At 57.8% G+C, this 23,975-nt stretch carries 18 protein-coding genes; 6 read left to right on the top strand and 12 right to left on the bottom strand.

Features of this window, described 5'->3' with window-relative positions:
* Window positions 1–62: 62 nt before the first annotated feature.
* Window positions 63–848 carry a MetQ/NlpA family ABC transporter substrate-binding protein gene (locus G5332_RS05050; RefSeq protein WP_181222306.1) on the bottom strand — a complete coding sequence of 262 codons (786 nt, stop codon included), beginning with the start codon at window positions 846–848 and terminating at the stop codon, window positions 63–65.
* Window positions 849–1,452: 604 nt separating this feature from the next.
* Between G5332_RS05050 and G5332_RS05045 the strand changes: the two genes are divergently transcribed.
* From G5332_RS05045 to G5332_RS05035, 3 genes are all read left to right on the top strand, one after another.
* Window positions 1,453–3,327, top strand: coding sequence for a S8 family serine peptidase (locus tag G5332_RS05045; protein WP_421311157.1), 1,875 nt, complete (start codon window positions 1,453–1,455; stop codon window positions 3,325–3,327).
* 18 nt (window positions 3,328–3,345) lie between these two features.
* The gene (locus G5332_RS05040) at window positions 3,346–3,804 is read left to right on the top strand and encodes a serine protease chaperone (protein WP_421311156.1); all 459 of its coding nucleotides are present in this window, start codon (window positions 3,346–3,348) and stop codon (window positions 3,802–3,804) included.
* Between the two features lie 421 nt (window positions 3,805–4,225).
* Window positions 4,226–6,607, top strand: a complete 2,382-nt coding sequence (locus tag G5332_RS05035; RefSeq protein WP_421255185.1) for a beta-glucosidase — start codon at window positions 4,226–4,228, stop codon at window positions 6,605–6,607.
* A gap of 95 nt (window positions 6,608–6,702) precedes the next feature.
* Here the strand turns inward: G5332_RS05035 and G5332_RS05030 are convergent, their stop codons facing one another.
* The 8 genes from G5332_RS05030 to queA form a co-directional block, all read right to left on the bottom strand.
* A complete protein-coding gene (locus G5332_RS05030) occupies window positions 6,703–7,680 on the bottom strand; it encodes an AraC family transcriptional regulator (protein ID WP_216953339.1) in 978 nt (325 codons plus the stop codon).
* Between the two features lie 600 nt (window positions 7,681–8,280).
* Window positions 8,281–9,216 carry a lipoprotein NlpI gene (gene nlpI / locus G5332_RS05025; RefSeq protein WP_005344691.1) on the bottom strand — a complete coding sequence of 312 codons (936 nt, stop codon included), beginning with the start codon at window positions 9,214–9,216 and terminating at the stop codon, window positions 8,281–8,283.
* Between the two features lie 90 nt (window positions 9,217–9,306).
* Window positions 9,307–9,675: a rhodanese-like domain-containing protein gene (locus G5332_RS05020; RefSeq protein ID WP_005344690.1), complete on the bottom strand. Its 369-nt coding sequence runs from the start codon at window positions 9,673–9,675 to the stop codon at window positions 9,307–9,309.
* Between the two features lie 84 nt (window positions 9,676–9,759).
* Window positions 9,760–10,707 carry a protein translocase subunit SecF gene (gene secF / locus G5332_RS05015; protein WP_421173000.1) on the bottom strand — a complete coding sequence of 316 codons (948 nt, stop codon included), beginning with the start codon at window positions 10,705–10,707 and terminating at the stop codon, window positions 9,760–9,762.
* A 10-nt stretch (window positions 10,708–10,717) separates the two neighbouring features.
* Window positions 10,718–12,571 (bottom strand): protein translocase subunit SecD, encoded by a 1,854-nt coding sequence (secD, locus tag G5332_RS05010; RefSeq protein WP_216953338.1) that lies wholly within the window; start codon window positions 12,569–12,571, stop codon window positions 10,718–10,720.
* Window positions 12,572–12,589: 18 nt separating this feature from the next.
* Window positions 12,590–12,925 carry a preprotein translocase subunit YajC gene (gene yajC / locus G5332_RS05005; protein ID WP_005337327.1) on the bottom strand — a complete coding sequence of 112 codons (336 nt, stop codon included), beginning with the start codon at window positions 12,923–12,925 and terminating at the stop codon, window positions 12,590–12,592.
* A 49-nt stretch (window positions 12,926–12,974) separates the two neighbouring features.
* Window positions 12,975–14,111 carry a tRNA guanosine(34) transglycosylase Tgt gene (gene tgt / locus G5332_RS05000; RefSeq protein ID WP_005337329.1) on the bottom strand — a complete coding sequence of 379 codons (1,137 nt, stop codon included), beginning with the start codon at window positions 14,109–14,111 and terminating at the stop codon, window positions 12,975–12,977.
* A gap of 74 nt (window positions 14,112–14,185) precedes the next feature.
* Window positions 14,186–15,238 (bottom strand): tRNA preQ1(34) S-adenosylmethionine ribosyltransferase-isomerase QueA, encoded by a 1,053-nt coding sequence (gene queA / locus G5332_RS04995; RefSeq protein WP_005344678.1) that lies wholly within the window; start codon window positions 15,236–15,238, stop codon window positions 14,186–14,188.
* 212 nt (window positions 15,239–15,450) lie between these two features.
* On the opposite strand from queA, the gene G5332_RS04990 reads away from it, so the two are divergent.
* The 3 genes from G5332_RS04990 (at window position 15,451) to ahpF (ending at window position 18,871) form a co-directional block, all read left to right on the top strand.
* On the top strand, window positions 15,451–15,897 hold the full coding sequence (locus tag G5332_RS04990) for a CBS domain-containing protein (RefSeq protein WP_013723842.1): 447 nt from the start codon (window positions 15,451–15,453) through the stop codon (window positions 15,895–15,897).
* Between the two features lie 703 nt (window positions 15,898–16,600).
* Entirely contained in the window at window positions 16,601–17,167 is a 567-nt protein-coding gene (gene ahpC, locus G5332_RS04985) for an alkyl hydroperoxide reductase subunit C (RefSeq protein ID WP_005337335.1), read from the top strand.
* 123 nt (window positions 17,168–17,290) lie between these two features.
* Window positions 17,291–18,871 carry an alkyl hydroperoxide reductase subunit F gene (ahpF, locus tag G5332_RS04980; protein WP_421311155.1) on the top strand — a complete coding sequence of 527 codons (1,581 nt, stop codon included), beginning with the start codon at window positions 17,291–17,293 and terminating at the stop codon, window positions 18,869–18,871.
* Between the two features lie 136 nt (window positions 18,872–19,007).
* On the opposite strand, the gene G5332_RS04975 is transcribed toward ahpF, so the two are convergent.
* From G5332_RS04975 to G5332_RS04965, 3 genes are all read right to left on the bottom strand, one after another.
* Window positions 19,008–19,724, bottom strand: a complete 717-nt coding sequence (locus G5332_RS04975; RefSeq protein ID WP_005337338.1) for an SIMPL domain-containing protein — start codon at window positions 19,722–19,724, stop codon at window positions 19,008–19,010.
* 56 nt (window positions 19,725–19,780) lie between these two features.
* A complete protein-coding gene (locus G5332_RS04970) occupies window positions 19,781–20,341 on the bottom strand; it encodes a hypothetical protein (RefSeq protein ID WP_042056172.1) in 561 nt (186 codons plus the stop codon).
* Window positions 20,342–20,426: 85 nt separating this feature from the next.
* The gene (locus G5332_RS04965) at window positions 20,427–23,909 is read right to left on the bottom strand and encodes a VWA domain-containing protein (protein WP_421250030.1); all 3,483 of its coding nucleotides are present in this window, start codon (window positions 23,907–23,909) and stop codon (window positions 20,427–20,429) included.
* Window positions 23,910–23,975 lie beyond the last annotated feature (66 nt).

The following is a 23,975-nucleotide window of genomic DNA, read 5'->3' as shown; positions in this document are numbered from 1 at the left end:
CCATAAAAAACGCCCCGAATTCGGGGCGTTTTCGTTGTATAGTCGTGCCATATTCACGACTGTTAGCCACCCCACCCTTGCGGGTACTTGTAGCCGACGAAACGCTTGGCTGCATAGGCTTTGAAAGCCGCCGAGTTGTAGGCCGCCGCCACATCTTTGGCAAACGGCTGATCCGCATCTGCGCTTTTCACCACCACCCAGTTGATAAAATCGTAGCTGCGCTCCAGAAACAGTCCTTCACTGAACGGGATTCCGCTGGAGGCGGCAAAATTACCGTTGATCACCGAGAAGTCCACATCCTCCCGCGAGCGGGGCAACTGCGCGGCTTCCAGCAGTACCAGCTTGAGATTGTGCGGATTGTTCACCACATCAAACTCGCTCGCTTTTAGCGGGTTTATCCCCTCCTTGAGAGTGAGCCAACCAAGATCCTGCAGCATCAACAACGCCCGCGCCTGATTGGTGGGATCGTTGGGGATGGCCACCGTGCTCCCCTCTTTCACCTTGTCTAGTGCTGCCAGCTTGCCGGAATAGAGTCCCATCGGACCGGTTGGCACCTGGGTAATGGGCGCCAGCGACAAGCCGCGATCTTTGGCAAAACTCTCCAGATAGGGTTTGTGCTGGAAGCAGTTCACATCCAGTGATCCGTCAGCCAGAGCAATATTGGGCGTCACATAGTCGGTGAACTCCACCAGCTTGACCTTGTACCCCCTGGCCTCCAGCTGCGGCTTGATGGAATCGGTCACCATGTCGGCAAAATCCCCCACCGTGGTACCAATCACGATCTCCTGTTTGGTCGGCAAGGACGCATCGGCGGCAACCGCGGAAAAAGAGAGGCTCCCGACCGCCATCGCGGCAATAAAGGTGCTGGCGCCAGCAGTGGCGCGCAATGAAGCAGTCAAAGGAGAAGATAAGAAGGAACGAAACGGCATAGGGACTCCCTGTCAGGTACGCATCAAACTATGGGACTACGGCGGGGTGGCTCTCAGAGATTAAGCCCCTCAAGCCGCAGCAATCCAGCCATCCAAACGGCTATTTCATTTACCATAACAGAGCCATCCACCGCCGCCAAGCAATAAACCGCTGGTCCCACCTCATCACCCTTGCTGTCACCCCCGAATGCATAGCTGTACTCACATTGGCACACACAACCATGCCGCTCACGTTCAAGAGCGCACGAGCTCCCCTCGGGATTGCCCCGAATCGAGATGGCTGCGGCGAAGGAGAGTCGCGAGAGGAGTAAATTACAGATAAAAAGATCAGTAGTGAGCGGTGAGAACCATTCTCAATAGAACACATAACCAGTGTCATTGGAATACCTACCACAAACTGAATCGGATTTCTTTGAACCTCATTACGTTTTTTGAAAATGGCTCTTTTTGAACCCCTGTCACCCGTGTATAGATTTCCGTCGCGCTCAGGATGAGTGCGATCCAAGATGGAGTTAAAAAAATAATGAAGCAAACATCGTTAGCACTGGCGATCACAGCACTGCTGTCGACCCTGCCCAGTGCGCTCGTTCAGGCAAATGAAGGTTGTGCGCCGCTCACTGGCAAGGAGAGCGGCATGGATATCGGACGCAGCAGCACCGAGCGCTGCCTGCCAGGTGCCAATCCCCTGCAGGATCAGCAGTGGTATCTGCTCAACAGCGGTCAGGATGGATTCAGCGCCCGTGGCGGTATAGCGGGCAATGATCTCAACCTCTGGTGGGCTCATCGCACCGGTGTGCTGGGCCAGGGAGTCAATGTGGCCGTGGTGGATGATGGTCTGGCCATCGCCCACCCGGATCTGGCGGAGAACGTGCGCCCGGGTTCGAAAAACGTGGTGACCGGCAGCGATGACCCGACACCGACCGATCCGGATACGGCCCACGGCACCTCGGTCTCCGGCATTATTGCGGCGGTAGACAACGCCATCGGTACCAAGGGGATAGCCCCGCGAGCCCAGTTGCAGGGGTTTAACCTGCTGGATGACAACAGCCAGCAGTTGCAGAAAGATTGGCTCTACGCCCTTGGCGACAGCGATGCCAGCCGCGATAACCGAGTGTTCAACCAGAGCTACGGCATGAGTGTGGTGGATCCCCGCTCTGCCAACTCTCTGGATCAATCCCAACTTGATCGTCTGTTTGAACAGCAGACCCTCAAGGTGCAGGGCGCGGCCTATATCAAGGCCGCCGGCAACGGCTTCAACAAGATAGCGGCGGGCGGCTATGTGCTTAACCGCACCGGCAATGGCCCCAAATTGCCGTTTGAAAACAGCAACCTCGATCCCTCCAACAGCAACTTCTGGAACCTGGTGGTAAGCGCTCTCAACGCCGATGGCGTCAGATCCTCCTACTCCAGCGTCGGCAGCAACATCTTCCTGAGCGCGACCGGCGGCGAGTACGGTACCGACTCTCCGGCGATGGTGACCACGGATCTGCCCGGCTGCGACATGGGTTACAACCGCACCGACGATCCCAGCACCAACCGGCTGCACGGCAACCCGCAACTGGATGCCAGCTGCGACTACAACGGCGTGATGAACGGCACCTCCTCCGCCACCCCCAGCACCTCCGGCGCCATGGCGCTGCTGATGTCCGCCTACCCGGATCTGTCGGTACGTGACCTGCGGGATCTGCTGGCGCGCAGCGCAACCCGGGTCGATGCCACACAGAAACCTGTGATGGTCAGCTACACCAGCAGCACCGGCAAGGTGCGTGATGTGAAAGGGCTGGAAGGTTGGGAGCGCAATGCCGCCGGCATGTGGTTCAGCCCGACTTACGGTTTTGGTCTGATTGACGTCAACAAGGCCCTTGAGCTGGCAGCCAATCACCAGCCCCTGCCCCCGCTGGTACAGCTGCCATGGCAGAAGATCAATGTCACCGGCAGTGCCGCCGCCATTGCGGATGTGGGCAACAGCCCGACCAGCTCAACAACCCGCATCGCGACACCCTTGACGGTAGAAGCGGTTCAGGTGATGGTGAGTCTGGATCATCAGCGTCTGCCCGATCTGCTGATCGAACTGGTCTCCCCCGCCGGCACCCGCAGCATCCTGCTGAGCCCCTTCAACAGCCTGGTCGGCCAATCTCTCGACCAGCAGCAACTGGGCTTTGTGCGAACCAAGGGATTGCGCGACATGCGGATGCTATCCAACAAGTTCTACGGCGAATCGGCGCAAGGCCAGTGGCGACTGGAAGTAACCGACGTTGCCAACGGTACCCGTCAGGTCTCTCTGCTCAATCGCGAGACCCGTGAGCGTACCACCCTGACCGAGCGCAACAATCGCCAACCGGGCAAGCTGATCTCATGGTCCCTGCGGGTCCTGGGTCACGATGCCAACCGCAGCTAACACGCTAGGAGTATTACCATGAACAAACCTGTTACCTTGCTTCTGGCAACCCTGCTGACCCCCCTCTCGGGACAGCTCTGCGCCCAGGAGTCCGTCACCATGGATGGCAAGCAGTACAGCACTATAGAGGTAAATGGCCAGACCTACCTCATTCCTGACAACGGCAGCAAGAAGCGGGTCGCCCGCAGCCTTGACAGCAAGGTCCCGCAACAGACCCTGCGCCGCGGTGACGTGTTGATGCAAGGGGCCGCCAGCCCCGAGCTCACCGTCAGCGGCACCCTGCTGGTGGAAGCCGATGACAACCAGGCCAGCGCGCTGGCCAGCCGGCACGGCCTGCGCTTCAAGCAGAGCAGCGGCGGCATCGCCCTGCTGGAAGCCAAGCCGGGCACCGATCTGAACGCCGTCGCCACGGCGCTCAAGCAGGAGGGGGTCAAGGTGCAGATTGAACTCGCCGGGGCCCTCAAACAGCCCAAGTGAGCCGTCCCGGGCCATTGCCCGGGCATATCAGCTGATCTTCGAGGGGGCCGCCGGCCCCCTCGCGTGTTGATCGCAGCCATCCTCAGTGGCCGTCAGGCCATCCGTTTTCCCTCCTTCTCCCCTGCCCTTTCCCCTCTTGCCACCCCCACCTTTGCTTTGGCACCGCCTTTCGATGCGACCTTGCTCACAACTCGGCCCCCTTGCTCCCGCCGGCACATTTCTCGCTCCCCCAGGGCAAGGCAGCCATCGCCCGGCTTGTTAACCTGCCTGCAGCCAAACGCCGGCCCACCGGCCCGTTCGGCCTTCCTTGCGATATCCAATGGCAGCCGCCAGCAGAGCTGGCCCAGCCCGGGCGGATGCCTTGCGCCCGGTGTCGATATCTCCTTTGTATTTTTATTCAGACAGTTACGAGGACGTCTTCATGCCTATCACCACAAAATTGAAAGCGGTTTCACTGGGTGTCAGCCTGGCGCTGGCCGGCCTGCTGGTCGGTTGCAACCAGAATGACTCGGATCCCCTGGTCAAGGACGATGCCTATTACCGCGGCCAGGCCGAGGCCATGGTGGCCAAGCTGACCCTGAGCGAGAAGCTGGACCTGCTCTCCGGCCCCGGTTACGGCAGTGCCAACGGCGCCATCAACGTCAAACAGGACGTGCCCGGCGTGGCGGGTTACATCAACGGCGTACTGCGCAGCGCGGACGGCATCGACATTCCGGCCCTCAAACTGGCGGACGGGCCGGCCGGGGTGCGGATCAACGCCAACCGCGACGGTGACAGCGCCAGCTACTATGCCACCGCCTGGCCCATCGGCTCTCTGCTCGCCTCCAGCTGGGACGTCAAGCTGGTCAAGGCCGTCGGCGAGGCCATGGGGGACGAGGTGCGCCAGTACGGGGTCGACATCCTGCTGGCTCCGGGCATGAACATCCAGCGCAACCCGCTCAATGGCCGCAACTTCGAGTACTACTCGGAAGATCCCCTGCTGACCGGCAAAATCGGCGCAGCCATGGTCAACGGGGTGGAGAGCAACGGGGTGGGCACCACCATCAAGCACTACTTCGGCAACAACTCCGAGACCAACCGCAACCAGATCAACGACATCGGTGAACCGAGAACCTTCCGCGAGATCTACCTGCGCGGCTTCCAGATAGCGGTAGACGAGGCCCAGCCCTGGGCGGTGATGACCTCCTACAACAAGGTCAACGGCACCTATGTCAACGAGCGCAGGGATGCGGTGACCGACCTGCTGCGCGGCGAGTGGAAGTTTGACGGCCTGGTGATGTCCGACTGGTTTGCCGGCGACGTGGCCAACAACGCCTACAAGCAGGTGCTGGCGGGGCAAGATTTGATCGAGCCGGGCAACGTCAAGGAGCAGTTGCAGCAATCCATCGCGCACGGCGATCTCGACGAGGCCAAGGTGAACGAGGCCGCCATCCACATCCTGACCCAGGTGATGAAGAGCCCCTCTTACAGCCAGTTGGCCATCAGCAACAGCCCGGATCTGACCGCCCATGCCAAACTGGCCCGTCAGGCCGGCGCCGAGAGCATGGTGCTGCTGCGCAACGAGGCCGCGGCCCTGCCGCTGGCGGCAAGCAGCACCCTGGCCAGCTTCGGCATCAATCAGATCAACACCTACAAGGGCGGCACCGGCAGCGGGGATGTGAACGCCGCCAGCACCACCACCATCGCGCAGGGACTGGCAGCACGCTTCCCGGTCAACGAGGCGTTGCAGAGCTACTACCGCGATTTTTACGAGAACAACAAGGTCTATCACGAGGGGCAATTTGGCGCCAAGGGCTACTACACCTGCGCCGAGGCGCCGATCAGCGGCGAGCTGGCGGCGCTGATCGCCAATGCGGCCGCCACCCAGCAAGCCGCCGTCATCAGCATTGGCCGCCAGGCCGGAGAAGGGGCGGATCGCAGCAGTGGCAAGGGGGACTATCTGCTCGGCGATGACGAGCGCGCCCTCATCGACGCGGTGAGCAGCGCCTTCCACGCCCAGGGCAAGAAGGTGGTGGTGGTGCTTAACGTCAACGGCGTCATCGATACCGCCCAGTGGAGCGACAAGGTGGATGGCATCCTGCTGGCCTACATGGCTGGCCAGGAGACCGGCCACGCGGTGGCGGACGTGCTCTCCGGCGCGGTCAACCCGAGCGGCAAGCTGGCCCAGAGCTTCCCGCACAGCTACGCCAGCGTTCCCTCCGCCGGCACCTTCCCGGGCGAGGACACCGACGGGGACGGCGAACCGGACGATCTCTACTACAACGAGGGGATCTACGTGGGCTATCGCTACTACAGCACCTTCGAGCAGGCGGTCTCCTACCCGTTCGGCTTCGGTCTCTCCTACACCAGCTTCAGCTACACCAGCCCCGCCATCGCCAGTAATACCCTAGCGGACGGCAGCGCCGGCAACCTGGTGCTGACCGCCACCATCACCAACACCGGCGCCGTGGCAGGCAAGGAGGCGGCCCAGGTCTATGTGACCGCCCCCGAGGTCAAGCTGAAGAAACCGCTCATCGAGCTCAAGGCCTTTGCCAAGACGGCGCAACTGGCACCGGGGGCCAGCGAACAGCTGAGCTTCACCATTCCGGCCAGCATCCTCGCCAGCTTCGATGAGGCCAGCAACCAGTGGATCGTGGAGCCGGGCCGCTACAGCGCCTACATCAGCCCCTCGTCGGATGTCTCCGCCAGCACGCCGGTCAGCTTCACGGTTAGCAAGGAGATCGTGGTGAGCAACACCACGCCAGGGGCACTGGCACTGCCGACCGGGGTGGATCCCGCCAGCGTCACCACCATCACCCGCTAACAAAGGCAGGCACGGCCGGGCCCCCAGCCCGGCCTTGCCCGAACATTGCCCAGCAATGACCCGCCCACGGGACCGGCCTTGCACCGGTCCCGTTTTTATTGGCGGGCGTTGCGATAGGCCAGCGGCGTCATCCGGGTGTTGGCCTTGAAGAAGCGGTTGAAGGCGCTCTGGGACGAGAAACCGACCCGATCGCTGATGCTCTGCAGCGGTTGATCCCCCTCACCCAGCAAGCGGCAGGCTTCGCTCACCCTCGCCTCCCTCAGCAGGGTCGAGAAACTGCTCCCCTCCCCCTGCAATTTGCGATTCAGGGTCCAGCGGCTGACATTCATGGCCGCGCACACCTCCTTGAGCAGGCTCTCGTTGCTCTCCAGCTCCCCTTCCCGGATCTTGTGGCGGATCCGCTCCCCCACCAGACAGGCAAAGGGGGCCCGCTCGGCGATGTCGGCGCAGATCTGCGCCAGCTGGGCCAGTTGCAGACGACCCAGCGGCTCGTTGTAGCAGTGGCTGGGGCAGTCGAGTTGGGCATTGTCGATGGTCAGGGTGTTTTCCCCCTGCTCCCAGCGGCAGCTAGTGGCGAAGAACTGGTCCAGCAGTTGATGGCGCGGTGGCGGCCGCCCCGTGAAGCCCACCGAGACCCGAGGATCCGCCAGATAGACCCGCAAAATCCGGTAGAGCATGATGAAGTTGGGGATGGCCTGACTCGCCCCCAGGCTGGCGGGCCCCTGATTGACATACAGGTATTGGCTGGCCTGCGCCCCCCGCCGCACCCGCAGCTCGTCACAACTGCCGATGATGGGGCGATAGGCCAGCAGCATCTCTAGCGCCGCCCGCGGTGATGGCTGGTTCAGGCACAGGCTGATGAGGGGTGGATAGTGCTGGTAGAGCTGGCCGATGTCGTAGGAGAGGATGGTTTCGTGAAAAATGGCCAGATAGGGCTGCATCAGTTGCAGCATCCGGTAGTGGCTGTGGGCCGGCAGCCGGCCCTGCTCCCGCTCGATGTCGAACGACGTGAGGCCGCCCGCCATCAAAATGGCATCGGGATCGCCCCCCTGCTGCTGGCAGGCTCCCAGCATTCGTCTGATCACCTGGTTTGATACGCTCTGTGACATCCGTCGTCCAGGCCTCCGTGCTGACAGGAAATTGCTCGTGATCTCCACTTTATCGACTACTGATCCACCTCCCATCGAACAGGGTTAGGAGACCAAGGACCATTATGGGGCGGTCACAGGACGAGCAGATGTAACGGAGTGTAAAAGCACGGGCCAGCACGCATATTTACTCCCTATCGTCAGCCTCACCCATTATGAGAGAGGCAGTCCGGCAGGAATCGGACAAGAGCAGCGATAGTCAACCAGTCGCCCACCGCGATAGGGAAGAGAATCACCCATATCAGGAGGCATACGACGAGCCGACCGGGTTTCACACGGAGTCGGCCCCATCCATCTGTTGAGCTGCATGGATCAGATGTGCCCGTTCATTATTCAGAGGCGGGCGGCAGAGTTGGAAAAACTGGTAGGGTTGTGTGGATTAGCGACACGAAGCTCACTGTGACATGGAGCCAAGCCACGGGAGTGGGTGTGAAAAAGCAGATAAAAACAATGCCAGTCAGGCTTTACTGACTGGCATTAGCCTCATATCGAGGTTTTTTATCACCGGGTAATCGCCATCTCCATTCAGGAGGGCTGTTCGCCTTTGCTCTGGGCACCCGGCGGCAAGGGTTTGCGCGCCATCAACTCCAGTTCGAGCAGAGCATAGCGGTGCTCGATGAAGTCATAGACGTTGTTGGAGAGCGCCAGCTTGAAGTAGCTGATGGCTTCCTTGCGGTTGCCTTTGCCCAACTCGAACTTGCCCAGATAGAAATAGGTTTCACACAGGCGCTCGGCCAGCTCCCGGTTATCCTTCACCCCTTTCACCACGTTGCCCATCAGCTGGGACGCGTTGATCTCGCCGGTATAGAGGCGAACCAGATCCCAGTTCCAGGCGTCGTCATCGTACTTGTTGAGGCGCTCGCGCATCCGGCTCATGGCCGCAGCGGGATTGAGCTTCTGCTCGGCCAGATAGAGCCAGATCACCCGATAAGGGTCTTCCGGCTGCGCTTCGTAGAAACGCTTCATATCGGCCGCTGCCAGCTCGGGACGATTACCGTAATAGAGGGCAATACCGCGGTTAAGGTAGGCATAGTCATAATCGGGTGCCAGCTCGAGGGCTGAGTCGAATGCCTCATAGGCTTCGTCGTAGTTCTGCTGCTGTACCAGATAGACACCGATGAAGTTGTAGGCTTCAGCGAAATCCGGTTTCTCCCGCAGGGCCCTGTTGAAATCGAGACGGGCAAGGGAACGCAAGCCGACGCGATCAAACACCACGGCACGTTCATAGAACAACTCGGCCCGTTGCTCCGTGGTCAACTCCATTTCACTCAGCATCTGCCCGAGTCGGGCGAGCGCCAACTCGCTTTGGTAGGAGACCTGCAGGGGGGTCGCCAATACCAGTGAAGCAGGCTGCGCCTTGGGAACCTTAGGGGTGTTGACATGACTGCTACTGCTGCAACCCCACATGGGTAGCAGCAACAGGATACCAAGGAGGTATCCAATCCCTTTCCTGACGTTCAATGAACACTCCGACGCTTACGCTTGACCCCGCATATGGTAAAGGTCAGCCGCCACTTTGTCATGTAGCTGAGCCCCTCTCCATCAAATAAATCAGGATTCGACAGGGTATCCGGCCTCCAGCCAGCCGCGAAAACCGCCGTCAACACTGATTACGTTGCGATAACCCATCTGTTGCAAATTGTCGGCCGCCAGTACGGAGCGAAAACCGCCACCACAATAGAGATAGAGCGTGGTCTCGGGATCCGGGAACAGGGTCTCGATATCCCGCTCAATCACTCCACGACCCAGATATTGGGCTCCGGGCAGATGGCCTTTGGCCCACTCGCTCTCTTCCCGCACGTCGATCAGGTGAAACGTGCGCCCTTCGTCCTGCCAGCGCTTGATCTGGTGAACATCGGTTTCGGTGATGCGGGAGCGGATCCCGTCAACCAGCGCCAAAAAACGGGGATTGTGTTGCATGGCAAGCTCCTTTTGTTGAAATCATCTGCGTCAGCAAACGACACGCAGAGATAAGAAAAGAGCGCCATGAGGCGCTCTTCACTGTTACGGCAGGATTTCCTGTTGGTCCGCACCCTCTTTCTCTACCTGGGTGGGCAGCATGTGCTCGCGCTTGACGCCGAGGAACATGGCAAACGCACTCGCCACATAGATGGAGGAGTAGGTACCGAACGCCACACCGATCACCATGGCCACGGCAAAACCGTGGATCAGCGCGCCGCCCTTGAGCAGCAGCGCCAGCACCACCACGAAGGTGAGCCCGGAGGTGATGATGGTACGGCTCAGGGTCTCGGTCATGGAGAGATCGAGAATGTAGTCGGTATCCCCTTTGCGCACCTTGCGGAAGTTCTCCCGCAAGCGGTCGAACACCACTATGGTATCGTTCAGGGAGTAACCCACTAGGGTCATCAATGCCGCCAGCACGGTCAGGTCGAACTCGTACTGGAAGTAGGCAAAGACGCCCAAGGTGATCACCACGTCATGCACCAGCGAGAGGATGCCGCCCATGGCCAGACGCCATTCAAAGCGCACCGCCACGTAGATCAGGATACAGATGATGGAGGCCAGCATCGCCAACGCCCCGTCAGTAGCCAGCTCGTCACCGACTGAAGGGCCGACGAATTCGACGCGTTTGAGTACAGCGCCCTCATCGAGCAGCTTGGCCGCTGCCAGCACCTCGTTACCCTGCTGCTCGACCTTGACCCCCTCTTTCGGCGCCAAACGGAACAGCACGTCACGGCTGGAGCCAAAGTGTTGCAGGGTGGCCCCTTCAATCTTCTGCTCTTCCAGAACGTCGTGGATCTTGTCCAGGCTCACCGACTGCTGGAATCCCACCTCGATGGTGGTACCACCAGTAAAGTCCAGACCCCAGTTCAGCCCCCGATCAAACAGGAAGAACAGGGCTACCACCATCAGCACGGAAGAGAAAACCACACCCGGCTTGGCATAGCGCATAAACGGGATCGGTTTTTCAAAATGTAGAATCTGAAACATTTCTCTATCCTCAGATGGGCAGCTTGTCGATACGCCGTCCACCCCAAGCCAGGTTGATAATGGCACGGGAAACTGTGATGGCAGTAAACATGGAGGCGGTCAGACCAATGCCCAGCGTCAGGGCAAAGCCCTTGATGGCGCCAGTACCGATACCGAACAGGATCACGCAAGTGATCAGCGAGGTCACGTTGGAGTCGGCGATGGTGGAGAATGCCCGATCAAAGCCCAGATGGATGGCTTGCTGAACACCGCGACCGTTGCGGATCTCTTCACGAATACGCTCGTAGATCAGTACGTTGGCATCCACCGCCATACCCAGCGTCAAGACGATACCGGCGATACCCGGCAATGTCATGGTGGCCCCAGGGATCATCGACATGATGCCGACAATCAACACCAGGTTCATGCAGAGCGCCAGGTTGGCGACCCAGCCGAACGCGCGGTAGTAGATCCCCATGAACAGCACGATCACCAGCATGGCCCAGCCGATGGCTTCCATACCGCTGTCGATGTTCTGTTGACCCAGGCTCGGGCCAATGGTGCGTTCTTCCACGATCTGGATCGGGGCGATCAGGGCACCGGCACGCAGCAGCAGCGCCAGGTTGTGGGCTTCGTTGGCGTTGTCGATCCCAGTAATACGGAACTGGCTGCCAAGACGCGACTGGATGGTGGCGACGTTGATCACCTCCTCCTGCTTGCGGAACTTGCGCTTGCCATCCGGACCCGGTTGACCGACCGGCTTGTACTCGATGAAGACGGTCGCCATCCCTTTACCCACGTTGTCCTTGGTAAAGTTGGCCATCTTGTTACCACCCTGGCCATCCAGCTTGATGTTGACCTGGGGACGGCTGTACTCGTCGAAACCGGACTGGGCACCCACGATGTGGTCACCGGTCAGGATCACTCGCTTGTGCAGTACCACCGGACGACCATTGCGATCGGTATAGACCTTGGAGCTGGGGGGAACTCGCCCTTCAGCAGCCGCCTGAATATCAGCCGCCTCATCCACCATGTGGAACTCCAGGGTCGCGGTCGCACCGAGGATCTCCTTGGCACGAGCGGTATCCTGAATACCGGGCAGTTCAACGACAATGCGTTCGGCGCCCTGCTGTTGTACCAGCGGCTCGGCCACACCCAGTTCGTTGACCCGGTTACGGATGATGGTGATGTTCTGCTCGAGGGCGTACTTCTTCACTTCCTTGATCTTGGCTTCGCTCAGACCCGCCAGCAGGATAAACTCATCCCCTTTCTGCTCGGTAGTGAAGGTCAAATCAGGGTTCTGACGACGCAGATGAGAAACGGCGCGTTCCTGATCGGCTTCGTCACGGAAGATCACCTGCACCTGATCACCGACTCGGCGCACGCCGGAGTAACGGATCTTCTGGGTGCGCAGCTCGGAGCGGAAATCCTGCACCATCTGCTCTTGCTGCTTGGTCAGTGCTTCGGCCATGTCCACTTCCATCAGGAAGTGCACACCACCGCGCAGATCAAGACCCAGCTTCAGAGGCGCCGCACCGATGGCTTCGAGCCAGGCGGGAGTGGAAGGTGCCAGGTTGAGTGCGGTAATGAAGTTGTCGCCCAGCTTGTTGGCAACGATATCGCGCGCTTTCAGCTGGTCTTCGGTGTTCTTGAAACGGATCAGGATAAAACCGTGCTCGAATGCAGCATGTTTGACCGGGATCTTGGCCGCTTCAAGGGTCTCTTTCACCAGATCAAGAGTATCTAGCTTGACTTCGGCACCACGGCTGGCAGAAACCTGCAAAGCCGGATCTTCGCCGTAAAGATTGGGGGCTGCATATAGAAAACCGATGGCGATCACCAGGATCACCATCAGGTATTTCCACAGCGGATAGCGATTCAACACGCTGTGCTCCTTGGGAGATTAAAGGGACTGGATAGAACCCTTGGGCAGAACGGCAGAGACGAAGTCCTTTTTGATGGTGACTTGAGTCTGGTCGTTCAGGGCGATCACCAGGTAATCGCTGTCTGCAGCCACTTTGGCAATTTTGCCAACCAGGCCACCGGAAGTGAGCACTTCATCACCCTTGGACAAGGAGCTCATCAGATTGCGATGATCCTTGGCACGCTTGGCCTGGGGACGATAGATCATGAAGTAGAAGATCAGGCCGAATACGGCCAGCATGATGATCATTTCCATACCACCACCCTGTGCACCCGGTGCTGCGCCTTCTGCATACGCCTTGGAGATAATGCTCATTTAACAACCTCTTATTGATGTAGATTTAAAAAAAAATTATATGTTGTTGTTATTTAACGTCATTTTCAGCTAACGGAGGCACAGGCTTCCCTTGCCGACGGTAAAACTCTGTTACAAAGTCGTCTAATTTACCCTGCTCGATCGCGTCCCGCAAACCCTGCATCACACGCTGGTAGTAACGCAGGTTATGAATCGTATTCAGACGGGCACCGAGGATCTCGTTGCACTTGTCCAGATGGTGCAGGTAGCTGCGGCTGTAGTTCTTGCAGGTGTAGCAATCGCATTCGGCATCCAGGGTGCTGGTGTCGTTGCGGTGCTGGGCATTGCGGATCTTCACTACGCCATCGGTGGTGAACAGGTGGCCGTTGCGGGCGTTGCGAGTCGGCATGACGCAGTCGAACATGTCGATACCACGGCGCACCCCTTCCACCAGATCTTCCGGCTTGCCGACACCCATCAGGTAGCGCGGCTTGTCAGCCGGAATTTTCGGGCAGACGTGCTCGAGGATGCGGTGCATGTCCTCTTTGGGTTCACCCACCGCCAGACCGCCGACCGCATAACCGTCGAAACCGATCTCCAGCAGCCCTTTGAGGGAGACATCACGCAGATCTTCGTAGACCGAGCCCTGGATGATGCCGAACAGGGCGTTCTTGTTGCCCAGCGCATCAAACTTGTCGCGGGAGCGCTTGCCCCAGCGCAGGGACATCTCCATGGACTTGCGCGCTTCTTCATAAGTGGCCGGGTACGGAGTGCACTCGTCGAAGATCATCACGATGTCGGAGCCCAGATCGTACTGGATCTCCATGGACTTCTCGGGGTCGAGGAAGATCTTCTCGCCATTGATGGGGTGACGGAAGTGGACGCCCGCTTCGGTGATCTTGCGAATATGGCCCAGGCTGAACACCTGGAAACCACCGGAGTCGGTCAGGATCGGGCCCTGCCAGTTCATGAAGTCATGCAGATCGCCGTGGGCACGCATCACTTCCTGACCCGGACGCAGCCAGAGGTGGAAGGTGTTACCCAGCAGGATCTGGGCGCCGGTTTCACGCACTTCTTCCGGGGTCATCCCCTTGACGGTGCCGTAAGTTCCGACCGGCATAAAGGCCGGCGTTTGTACCACACCACGTTCGAAGACCAGCTGACCGCGACGGGCACGGCCGTCGGTGGTTTTCAGTTCAAATTTCATTGCTACCTCGGCTGCGTCAGATAAACAGTCTGACAATAGGAGGGCCGCTCACGGCCCGGTAAATAAGCTGAAGCTTATGCTTCAACCTGGCGACGGGTGACGAACATGGCGTCCCCGTAGCTGAAGAAACGGTACTGCCCGGCCACGGCTGCCTGATAGGCCGCCATCACGTTGTCATAACCGGCGAAGGCGCTGACCAGCATGATCAGGGTCGACTCCGGCAGATGGAAGTTGGTGACCATGGCATCGACAATCTGGAACTGATAGCCAGGGAAGATGAAGATATCGGTGTCACTAAAGAAGGGCGCCAGCGGTTTGCCCTGCGCCAGGGTGACCTTGGCCGCGCTCTCCAGCGAACGCACCGACGTGGTCCCCACCGCGATCACCCGACCACCACGGGCACGGGTGGCCGCGATGGCATCCACCACCTCTTGCGGCACTTCCGCATACTCGGAGTGCATGTGGTGATCTTCAATCTTCTCTACCCGCACCGGCTGGAAGGTCCCCGCCCCTACATGCAGGGTGACGAAGGCCGTTTCAACCCCTTTGGCCCGAATTTTCTCAAGCAGCGGCTCATCAAAGTGCAGACCGGCGGTCGGCGCGGCAACGGCGCCCGGCTTTTGATTGTAAACGGTCTGGTAGCGCTCCTTGTCGGCATCCTCGTCGGGACGGTCGATATAGGGGGGCAGCGGCATGTGGCCGATGGCCTCCAAAATCTCCAGCACCGGACGCGGGTCTAGGAAGTGGATCTCGAACAGGGCGTCGTGGCGGGCGCGCATCTCTGCCTCCACACCACCATCCATGATCATCCGGGTGCCGGGCTTGGGCGCCTTGGAGGCACGGACATGGGCCAGCACGCTGTGCTCGTCCAGAATGCGCTCGACCAGTACCTCCAGCTTGCCGCCGCTGGCCTTCTGGCCAAACATGCGCGCCGGAATGACACGGGTGTTATTGAATACCAGCAGGTCACCCGGATTGAGCTGATCCAGCACATCCACAAATTGACCGTGGCGCAGGGCGCCAGTTTGACCATCGAGCTGCAACAGGCGGCTGGCGGTACGCTCTGCCATCGGATAGCGGGCAATCAGCTCGTCTGGCAGATCAAAATGAAAATCGGATACTTGCATCTTTCACCTCGGGGGGAATCGGCGGCTAGTCTAGTTATCCCCATCTTCCAAGGCAACCCAAAAGACCAAAAACCCAAGAGAGACAAGGGGTAGCGAGCAATATTGAGACACAACTCCGGTTAATGATTCTTTAATGTTCTGTATTGACCCTGATCATGTTTTGCCAGTTGGGGCTGGGCTAGGGTGAAAGCAGATACACAAGGAGGCCCACCATGATGACCCTATCCGAAATCATGACCGAACATCCCTTCACTCTGGGTCCGTCAAACAGTGTCAAACAGGCGATGGACCTGATGCAGCAGGAGCGGATCCGCCACATTCCCATCGTCGACGAGCAGCATCACCTGCTGGGGTTGGTAACCCTCACCGATATCCTGGCCACCCGGGAATCCAAGCTGCTGCTCATCAGCCCGGAGCGGGAAGCCGAATTTACCGACAGCGTGCAACTCGACGAGATCATGACACGGCAAGTGGCGAGCGTAGATCCTCACGCCGGCATCAAGGAGGCGGCACTTTACCTGCAGCGGCACAGATATGGCTGCCTGCCGGTACTCAAAGGACGCAAGCTGATCGGCATTGTCACCGAGTCGGACTTCATTGCCGTGGCCATCAACCTGCTGGAATTGATGGAAGAGCAGGAACCACCTACCGACTTTTGACAGATCTGGATGTAATTAAATTACAATAAAAGCGTTTTCAGCCGTCGAAATAAGCTAAAATGATGAAACACTTTCATTTTGATTGAAAAATTACACCAAATACTTGCCTTGTGATCTGTGTCACACTATCATCCTCTCATGCAATAGTTGCCGAGGGGGAGACGAGGGATTGTGCACCCATTATCTTCCTCTCATATGTCTGCAAGTTTGCACACCCCGTAGTTAGTCTTTGCTGTAAAGCATTTGTTTATATAGCCATTCCTTGTTTGATGACCCGGCCCTGTCGTTGCGATAGCGCCGGGATTTTTTTATCCGCGTTTTCTGCTCTCCCCCTTGTCAGCACATCCCCCATCGCTGCGAGGAACGGTCTCAACCTCCTCGCCACCTGTTTGCTCTATATGTTTGCACCACCGTTTATCTCATCGCGTTATCGTGGCTCTGCACACCCCTTCTTATGCCTTGAAAAGGCGATGTAGCGCACAGATATTGAACCACGACAAGGAGTTATCTCAGTAGGCCTGAGATATTCATGTTAGGTACAGCCATAGTGAGCTATCTAATAAGTAGATTTAAGCGATTCAAAATTGCGGCTTTTATCGATTAGCTGAAGCCCCTATGATGAATCCATCGAAAGTTAAGCGCCTCGTCTGGCAAGAGTCTTCAACACCAGACCGGCATATATACATCACCAAGGAGCAATTACATGTCTACCTACATCAACACTGAAATCAAGCCGTTCAATGCTACCGCCTACCACAATGGCAAATTCGTTCAGGTGTCTGACGCTGACCTGAAAGGCAAGTGGTCCGTGGTCTTCTTCTACCCGGCTGACTTCACCTTCGTTTGCCCGACCGAGCTGGGCGACCTGGCTGACAACTACGCTGAATTCCAGAAACTGGGCGTCGAGATCTACTCTGTCTCTACCGACACCCACTTCACTCACAAAGCATGGCACGACACCTCTGACACCATTCAGAAGATCCAGTACCCGATGATTGGTGACCCGACTGGTACCATCACCCGCAACTTCGGTGTGATGATCGAAGAAGCTGGTCTGGCTGACCGCGGTACCTTCGTGATTGACCCGCAGGGCATCATCCAGATCGTCGAGATCAACGCTGGTGGTATCGGCCGTGACGCACTGGAACTGCTGCGCAAAGTCAAAGCGGCCCAGTACGTTGCCTCCCACCCGGGTGAAGTGTGCCCGGCTAAATGGAAAGAAGGCGAAGCCACTCTGGCCCCGTCCCTGGATCTGGTAGGCAAGATCTAAGCCTCCCGCTTCCAAGACCGGCCCGCTTCAGGGCCGGTCTGCTTTCCGGCCTTGCCAAATAGACCTGAAAGCAGACCGACTCACATTTAATGCCAACTCGCCATTACAAGAAGGAATTCGACCATGTTGGATACCAACCTCAAACAACAGCTGAACACCTATCTGCAGTACATCGTCAATCCCATCGAGATCAGCGTGTCCGGCAACGACAGCGACAAATCTGCAGAGCTGCTGGCACTGGCCAGCGAGATCGCCGAGATGTCACCCAAGATCACCCAGACCTCTGGCACTGCCGCTCGCAAGCCTTCCATGAGTGTCGCGCCGCAGGGCCAAGCCCCGCGCGTTCACTTTGCCGGCATCCCCATGGGTCATGAATTTACTTCTCTGGTACTCGCCCTGCTGCAAAGCGGCGGCCACCCCTCCAAGGCCGATGCGGCCGTGCAGGAGCAGATCCGCAACCTCAAGGGTGAGTTCCACTTCGAGACCTACATTTCGCTCTCCTGCCACAACTGCCCAGACGTGGTGCAGGCCCTTAACCTGATGGCCACCCTCAACCCTGGCATCACCCACACCATGATCGATGGCGCCCTGTTCCAGGACGAGGTCAACGAGCGCCAGATCATGGCGGTACCGAACGTCTACCTGAACGGTCAGCCGTTCAGCCAGGGCCGCATTTCGCTGGAAGAGATCGTCGCCAAGCTCGACACCGGCGCCGCCGAGCGCAAAGCTGAGGAGCTGAGCGAAAAAGCACCTTACGACGTGCTGGTCGTCGGTGGTGGCCCGGCTGGCGCCGCCGCCGCCATCTATGCCGCTCGCAAGGGCATTCGCACCGCCATCGTCGCCGAGCGTTTCGGTGGCCAGGTGATGGACACTGTCGGCATCGAGAACTTCATCTCCGTGCCCTACACCGAAGGCCCCAAGCTGGCCGCCAGCCTGGAGCAGCACGTCAAGCAGTACGGCGTGGAAGTGATCACCGAGCAGCGAGCTGCCGCCATCAGCCGTGATGGCTACGTCAATGTGGATCTCGCCTCTGGCGCCACCTTGAAAAGCCGCTCGGTCATTCTCGCCACCGGCGCGCGCTGGCGCGACCTGAACGTGCCGGGCGAGCTGGAGTACCGCACCAAGGGCGTGGCCTACTGCCCGCACTGTGACGGCCCCTTCTTCAAGGGCAAGCGGGTTGCAGTGATCGGGGGTGGTAACTCCGGTATCGAGGCCGCCATCGATCTGGCTGGCATTGTCGAACACGTTACCGTGGTGGAGTTTGCCGACACTCTGCGTGCCGACGAGGTATTGCAGAAGAAGGCCCGCTCCATGGCCAACATCGACATCATCATGAGTGCTCGCACCACCGAAGTGATCGGTGACGGCAGCAAGGTGGTGGGCATGGATTACGAGGATCGCACCACCGGCGAGATCAAGCATCTGGCGGTGGCGGGTATCTTCGTCCAAATCGGTCTGGTGCCAAACACCGAGTTCCTCAAGGGGAGCGATGTGGCTCTGACCCGCTTCGGCGAGATCGAGATCGACACCAAGGGTGCTACCTCCCTGCCCGGCGTCTACGCCGCAGGGGACGCCACCACGGTGCCGTTCAAGCAGATCATCATCTCCATGGGTGCTGGCGCCACCGCCGCACTGGGTGCGTTTGATTACCTCATCCGCAACCCGGCGCCGGAAGCGACCAAGGCTGATGCTGTGACCGCCTGATAAACCCAGCGCAACAAAAAGCCGATGCTCGATTTAGTAAACACGAGCGTCGGCTTTTTTATATCTGCATCGATGCGCAATAGAAACCCCGCCGCAAATGGCGGGGGTGTTCATGACTGGACTTAAACGACGGGCATCACTCCAGCAAGAAAACAGCCTCGATATTATCACTTACCGTGATCTGCTGTTGTTGATAGCTGTTGTCCGCCATATCCGCCGCAGGTGCAGCCATCGCCATGGCCTGCACTACCTTCAGGTTGCGGCTGTAGGCGGTAATGGGCGAAGCATTGCGGTACTCCACACTGTAGACCTTGCCAAGCTTCATCCCGAAGGCCTTGGCCAGAGATTCAGCCTTGGTTTTGGCATCCTCAACGGCATTCAAACGGGCCTGCTCCTTGATGACCTGCGGCGATTTCAACCCGTACTCAATCTGGGATACGGACTCCAGCCCGGCTTTGAGTGCGGTATCCATCAGGGGGCTCAACTTGTCGAGCTGATAGAGCTTCACCGCCAATTGTCGCTGAGCACGGTATCCCAACAATACCGGCTTCTTGTTCTCGCCATACTGATATTCCGGAGAGACCATCAGGTTGCCAGCCTCAACATCGCTGCGCTTGATCCCCAGCCCTTCCAGTTGGCTGAAAAAGGCTGCGACCTTGGTATCGACCTGCTGCTTGGCCTTGAGGCCCTGCTTATCCAGTGCACTCACCGCCACATTGAGGGTGAGCATATCGGGTTCGGTCTTCTGCTCGGCATAACCACTCACCACCAGATGGGGCGCTTGCGGCACTTCAATCGCCAGCAGCGGAGCACTGACAACCAGAGCAGAAAGAGTAAGAAGGGGACGCCACATAGAAAAAAACCTCAATCGGAAAGATTGAGGTCATTATGCCCGTGCAGTTACGGGATTCATATATCATGCGAGGGGGGGAACTGATCCAGTATCTGATTGGTCAGATCGAGACTGATGGTGACCACGCTGCAGACATCTGGGCTCTGCTCTACCTTATCTTGTGACGATGTCGCACCGCAGACCTGCACCTCATCATCGAAATGGAACGAGTCCCACGACAGAACATGTCCTTGCACCGCCTGTCCGAGATCGGTGCCACCAATTGCCTCCTCCATCGCAGACCAAGGGATGGTATCAGACGGCCCAAGCAAATTTTGCAACAACGGAGGGTGAAAACTGACCAGTGGATACTCCTGCTGACCCTGCTCATGGCCAACCAGAATCATGTTATGGGCAGACTCGGTATCCAAAACAGGCACATAGGTGATAGAGGCTGCAGCAAAGTCAACATAGAGCGAGCCCGCGACATCACCGGCCTCATTCTCTATCTCCATCCCATCCAGCCGATCACCGGCGATCGAGGCCTGATAGCCAAACTGACCTGCGCAGGTAATGTTGCCCTGTCCATCCCAGCTATAACGGATGCCATCAATGTCGACCCAGTTGAATGACTGCATGATTACCCTCTCTTCTACGGCCGCTATCTTATCCATCCACCTAAAGAAAAAACAGGGGCCAGGCAAGCCCGGCCCCGAGAGAGGGTTACGGATCAACCTTCAAGTTACCGTCATCCAGCAAGTGCTTGATGATCTCCTGATTGGAGCCCAGTGAGGCGAGGTCGAGTGAGTTCTGGAACTGGATGGTCAGTTCCGGGCTCCCACCGGCCCCGGCAGGATCTATCGTCAACGTCTTGGTCGTCGTGTTGAACTGCAGATAGTTGTCCAGCACGGCTGCCAGATCCTCGTTGTTCCCCACTGCAGGTACGCCGACCAGCAGATCCGAGAGATCCAGTACATCTCCACCATTGTTGGTATCACCTAAAGTGAAATCAGTAATGGTATCGATACTGCCGTCCGCATCCCCCGCCAGCCACTTGAAGGTGTCACTCTCCCCACCACCGGTCATGGTATCGCTGCCAAGGCCGCCGATCAGAATGTCCTTACCAAGGTCGCCCGTGAGTATATCGCTACCAGAACCACCATCCAGATAATCATCACCGACACCTCCAACAAGGGTGTCGTTCCCTTCCTGGCCAAAAAGGATATCGTTGCCACTGCCACCATATAGGGTGTCATTACCACCACTGCGGCTACTCTCCCCACTCAGCTCAGTAATATGGGTCCGGATGTAATCCACCGTCTGTTCACGTGTCCACCCATGACTGGACTCCAGCGTTTCAAATACCAGCCAACCAGAACCTTGGGGCAGATCCAGTCCCAACTCGCTGGCCAGCGTATCGGTATTGAGTACATCGCCAAACAGGATGTCATTGCCAACACCACCATCGGCCACGTCATTGCCGGCCCCCAGCAACACGGTAATCTGATCCCCCTCGGTCAGGGCTGCCGTCAACTGCTCGGCACTGGTCACAATCTGGGCATCGCCGATCGGGGCATTGAAACCCTGCTCGATCCGGATATTGTCTATCCGTACCTCAGCATTCCGGTCATTGGAGCTGTCGAGCAGTTCGAACACAAACCCGTATTGCCCGACAGGCAGTCCATCGGTTGTGATAGTGCTGTAAGCCGTCAAAACAGATGAACTAACGCCAGTAATGGTGCCCGTTTGCACTGGATTGAGCATATCCCAGACGCCACCCTCGAGTTTCACCAACTTCCAGGTGAAGCTGTCGCTGCTATTAACACCATTCAAGGCATACTGGAACTGCAGACTTGCTCCGGCTTGTGCCGCAGAAACCTGGATGGCATTGGCCACGGCGAGCGCCAATATTGTCCTGTCAGAATCAGAACCGGTTCGATCATCCCGGATCCGCAAGCTTCCATTTGTAACGGTATGCGATCCCTGAGCATCACCACTGAGCACCCATCCCGAGGCGGCATTTATGCCGCTACCACTACCAAATGTGGCCAAGTCAAGGAAGCTGCCTGCCGAGTAAAACTGATCTGCCGTTTCAGTCGTGTTATCAAAGAACTTCAACAAATCCTTGTTAACATCATTGGTCACCCCGATTGCATTGACCTGGCTGATGGCACTGAGTGAAACAAAAGCATCCACCGACTCCTTGATCACCTCAAATGTGGTGCTGTTGCCTGGTCCGGCGACCTGATTGCTGTCATTGAGGTAGTAAGTCGGGTTACCATCCGTGACAAAGAATGTCAGGTTCTGGTAACCGGGAGCAGCCTTGCTACCATCATTGAACCACTGCACGGCCTGATTGAACGCGGCTTCATAGTTGGTGCCACCATTGGCAACCAGTGCATCAATGGCATTGGTCAGGTTGCTCACATTACTGGCATCAAGCCCTACTATTGTCACACTCTCGCTGGCATTCGCCGCAAAACCAATCAAGGTGACATTGATCTCACCATCATGATCTTTCAACTGGTTGGCCAAATGGGTCAGGGAGGCCTTGAGCATATTCAGTCGTGCTCCAGCCATACTTCCAGACACATCGACCACCAGGGCAATATTGTAATTCTCACCCGGGATGAAATTGGTACTGGTGCCGCCGATGTCCCCCACCACAATATCGTGACCAGCACCGCCTGCAACCAGACCATCCACACTACCGTTGGAGTTGGGCACCTTGTGATCATCATTCGTGCCGGGGGTCCCGGTAGTGTCGGGGGTATCCGAGGTGTTGCTGCCCACAACCAGAATATTGGACGCGACGGGAGGCTCATTGCTCTTGACCGATACAGTAAAGTTGGCGCTGGCTTTATCTCCATCGGCATCAGTCAAGGTAGCACTGAAATCAAGGTCAATATCAGGAGGCGTGATCTTGTCGATCACTCCGAAATTCTCGATCCTCACCGAGTCATTGCCATTCAGCACAAAGCGGACATAAAGCTGGCTGAACTCCCCATCGGGTTCTATGCTGGCCAACTGCATCGACCCTTTGAGTCCTGACAGAACAAGCTCTCCGGAATCGACGACGGTCACGCCATCGGCAGCATAAGCCACCCACTGTATGGTGCTGGTATTGGTGTTGCCAACCCCGTAGACGTTGAAAGAGAGCCCATCAACGGCTGCAGTCGTGGATACCTTGAACCCTTCGTTATTGTCCAGGTTGCCGTTCTTAATCCCGAAACCATTGTTGTTCGGGTTGAGATTATCTGCATCACTCCCCGGCAGATCCTGAGGATTATTGACGCTGCCATTGAACAGCAGACCATCGAACAGTACACCAATCCCGCCAGCAGTAACTCCGATCGTCTCAACAGGCCCGCCAGCACCGAACTGTGCCCCGATCGAGAAAGTTTGGGTTGGCTGGGGAGTAACCAGTTCAAAGCTGTAAGTATTGTCGTCATTGAGTGTCAATGTATAGAACACTTTAGGTGGCTGCCCACTACCATCAATGGTTGCTACCAGAGTCTTGCCATCAGTCGACAAGGTTTCGGTGATCCCTGCCAAATCAGGCCATCCAGTCAGTTTCAGTCCACCAGTACCCAGAGGGCCATCAGCACCAAAAGAGACGCCAAACAATCCACCGGTAGTGATGTCGGCTACATTCATCACTTCCAGACTTTCGATGCCTGTGATCACGGGCATATCGTCTTCAATAACAACACTGACCTGCTTGGTATCACTCAAGTCACCATCACTGGCTGACAGGTTGAAGGTAAATGTCTTCAGTCCTTCCTTATTGTCTCCAAATTCATGATCGATGGGCCCCAGCAAGGTGACGGTATATTTACCAACCGGATCTACAGATACTTGTATGACTGGGATCCCTCCCGCTGAACCCACCAGTGTCGCAGACCCTATACCACTCCACACAACTGGTACCCCTCCAGAGCTCAGGCCAGATGGAGCAGAAAGAGTGAACGTAAAGGTATTGCTGTCGATATCTGTCACACTTGCCGTCGCATGGGTCGAGGTGCTATCGGTAATATCGCCGGGATTGGGTGAATTGTCTGGATTGGATCCCGGTAATCCCTCCTCGGATATGCGCAGATCCGAGACAGTCAGCATGGGAGCATCATTAGTTGCAGTGACGGTCACGGTGAAGGGCTTGCTGTCTGCCCCACCCTCGTCCGTGGTCCCCGCCACATTGCCATTCACGACCCCGCTCCAGTCCGCCGGCAAGCTAAAGCCAGGTACGCCCGCTGTGCTCGCACCGCTCCAGCT

The sequence above is a fragment of the Aeromonas sp. 603757 genome (assembly GCF_049171255.1).
GTDB lineage: Bacteria > Pseudomonadota > Gammaproteobacteria > Enterobacterales > Aeromonadaceae > Aeromonas > Aeromonas veronii_A.
This window is presented reverse-complemented; position numbering and strand designations above follow the sequence as displayed.

Bases quoted from the DNA above. Each gene is read 5' to 3' on its own strand.
- tgt (WP_005337329.1), bottom strand. From the start codon at position 14,111: ATGAAATTTGAACTGAAAACCACCGACGGCCGTGCCCGTCGCGGTCAG.
- ahpC (WP_005337335.1), top strand. From the start codon at position 16,601: ATGTCTACCTACATCAACACTGAAATCAAGCCGTTCAATGCTACCGCC.
- queA (WP_005344678.1), bottom strand. From the start codon at position 15,238: ATGCAAGTATCCGATTTTCATTTTGATCTGCCAGACGAGCTGATTGCC.
- G5332_RS05050 (WP_181222306.1), bottom strand. From the start codon at position 848: ATGGCGGTCGGGAGCCTCTCTTTTTCCGCGGTTGCCGCCGATGCGTCC.
- G5332_RS05045 (WP_421311157.1), top strand. From the start codon at position 1,453: ATGAAGCAAACATCGTTAGCACTGGCGATCACAGCACTGCTGTCGACC.
- G5332_RS05040 (WP_421311156.1), top strand. From the start codon at position 3,346: ATGAACAAACCTGTTACCTTGCTTCTGGCAACCCTGCTGACCCCCCTC.
- ahpF (WP_421311155.1), top strand. From the start codon at position 17,291: ATGTTGGATACCAACCTCAAACAACAGCTGAACACCTATCTGCAGTAC.
- G5332_RS05035 (WP_421255185.1), top strand. From the start codon at position 4,226: ATGCCTATCACCACAAAATTGAAAGCGGTTTCACTGGGTGTCAGCCTG.
- yajC (WP_005337327.1), bottom strand. From the start codon at position 12,925: ATGAGCATTATCTCCAAGGCGTATGCAGAAGGCGCAGCACCGGGTGCA.
- G5332_RS04975 (WP_005337338.1), bottom strand. From the start codon at position 19,724: ATGTGGCGTCCCCTTCTTACTCTTTCTGCTCTGGTTGTCAGTGCTCCG.
- G5332_RS05020 (WP_005344690.1), bottom strand. From the start codon at position 9,675: ATGCAACACAATCCCCGTTTTTTGGCGCTGGTTGACGGGATCCGCTCC.
- G5332_RS05030 (WP_216953339.1), bottom strand. From the start codon at position 7,680: ATGCTGGGAGCCTGCCAGCAGCAGGGGGGCGATCCCGATGCCATTTTG.
- G5332_RS04970 (WP_042056172.1), bottom strand. From the start codon at position 20,341: ATGCAGTCATTCAACTGGGTCGACATTGATGGCATCCGTTATAGCTGG.
- G5332_RS04990 (WP_013723842.1), top strand. From the start codon at position 15,451: ATGATGACCCTATCCGAAATCATGACCGAACATCCCTTCACTCTGGGT.
- secF (WP_421173000.1), bottom strand. From the start codon at position 10,707: ATGTTTCAGATTCTACATTTTGAAAAACCGATCCCGTTTATGCGCTAT.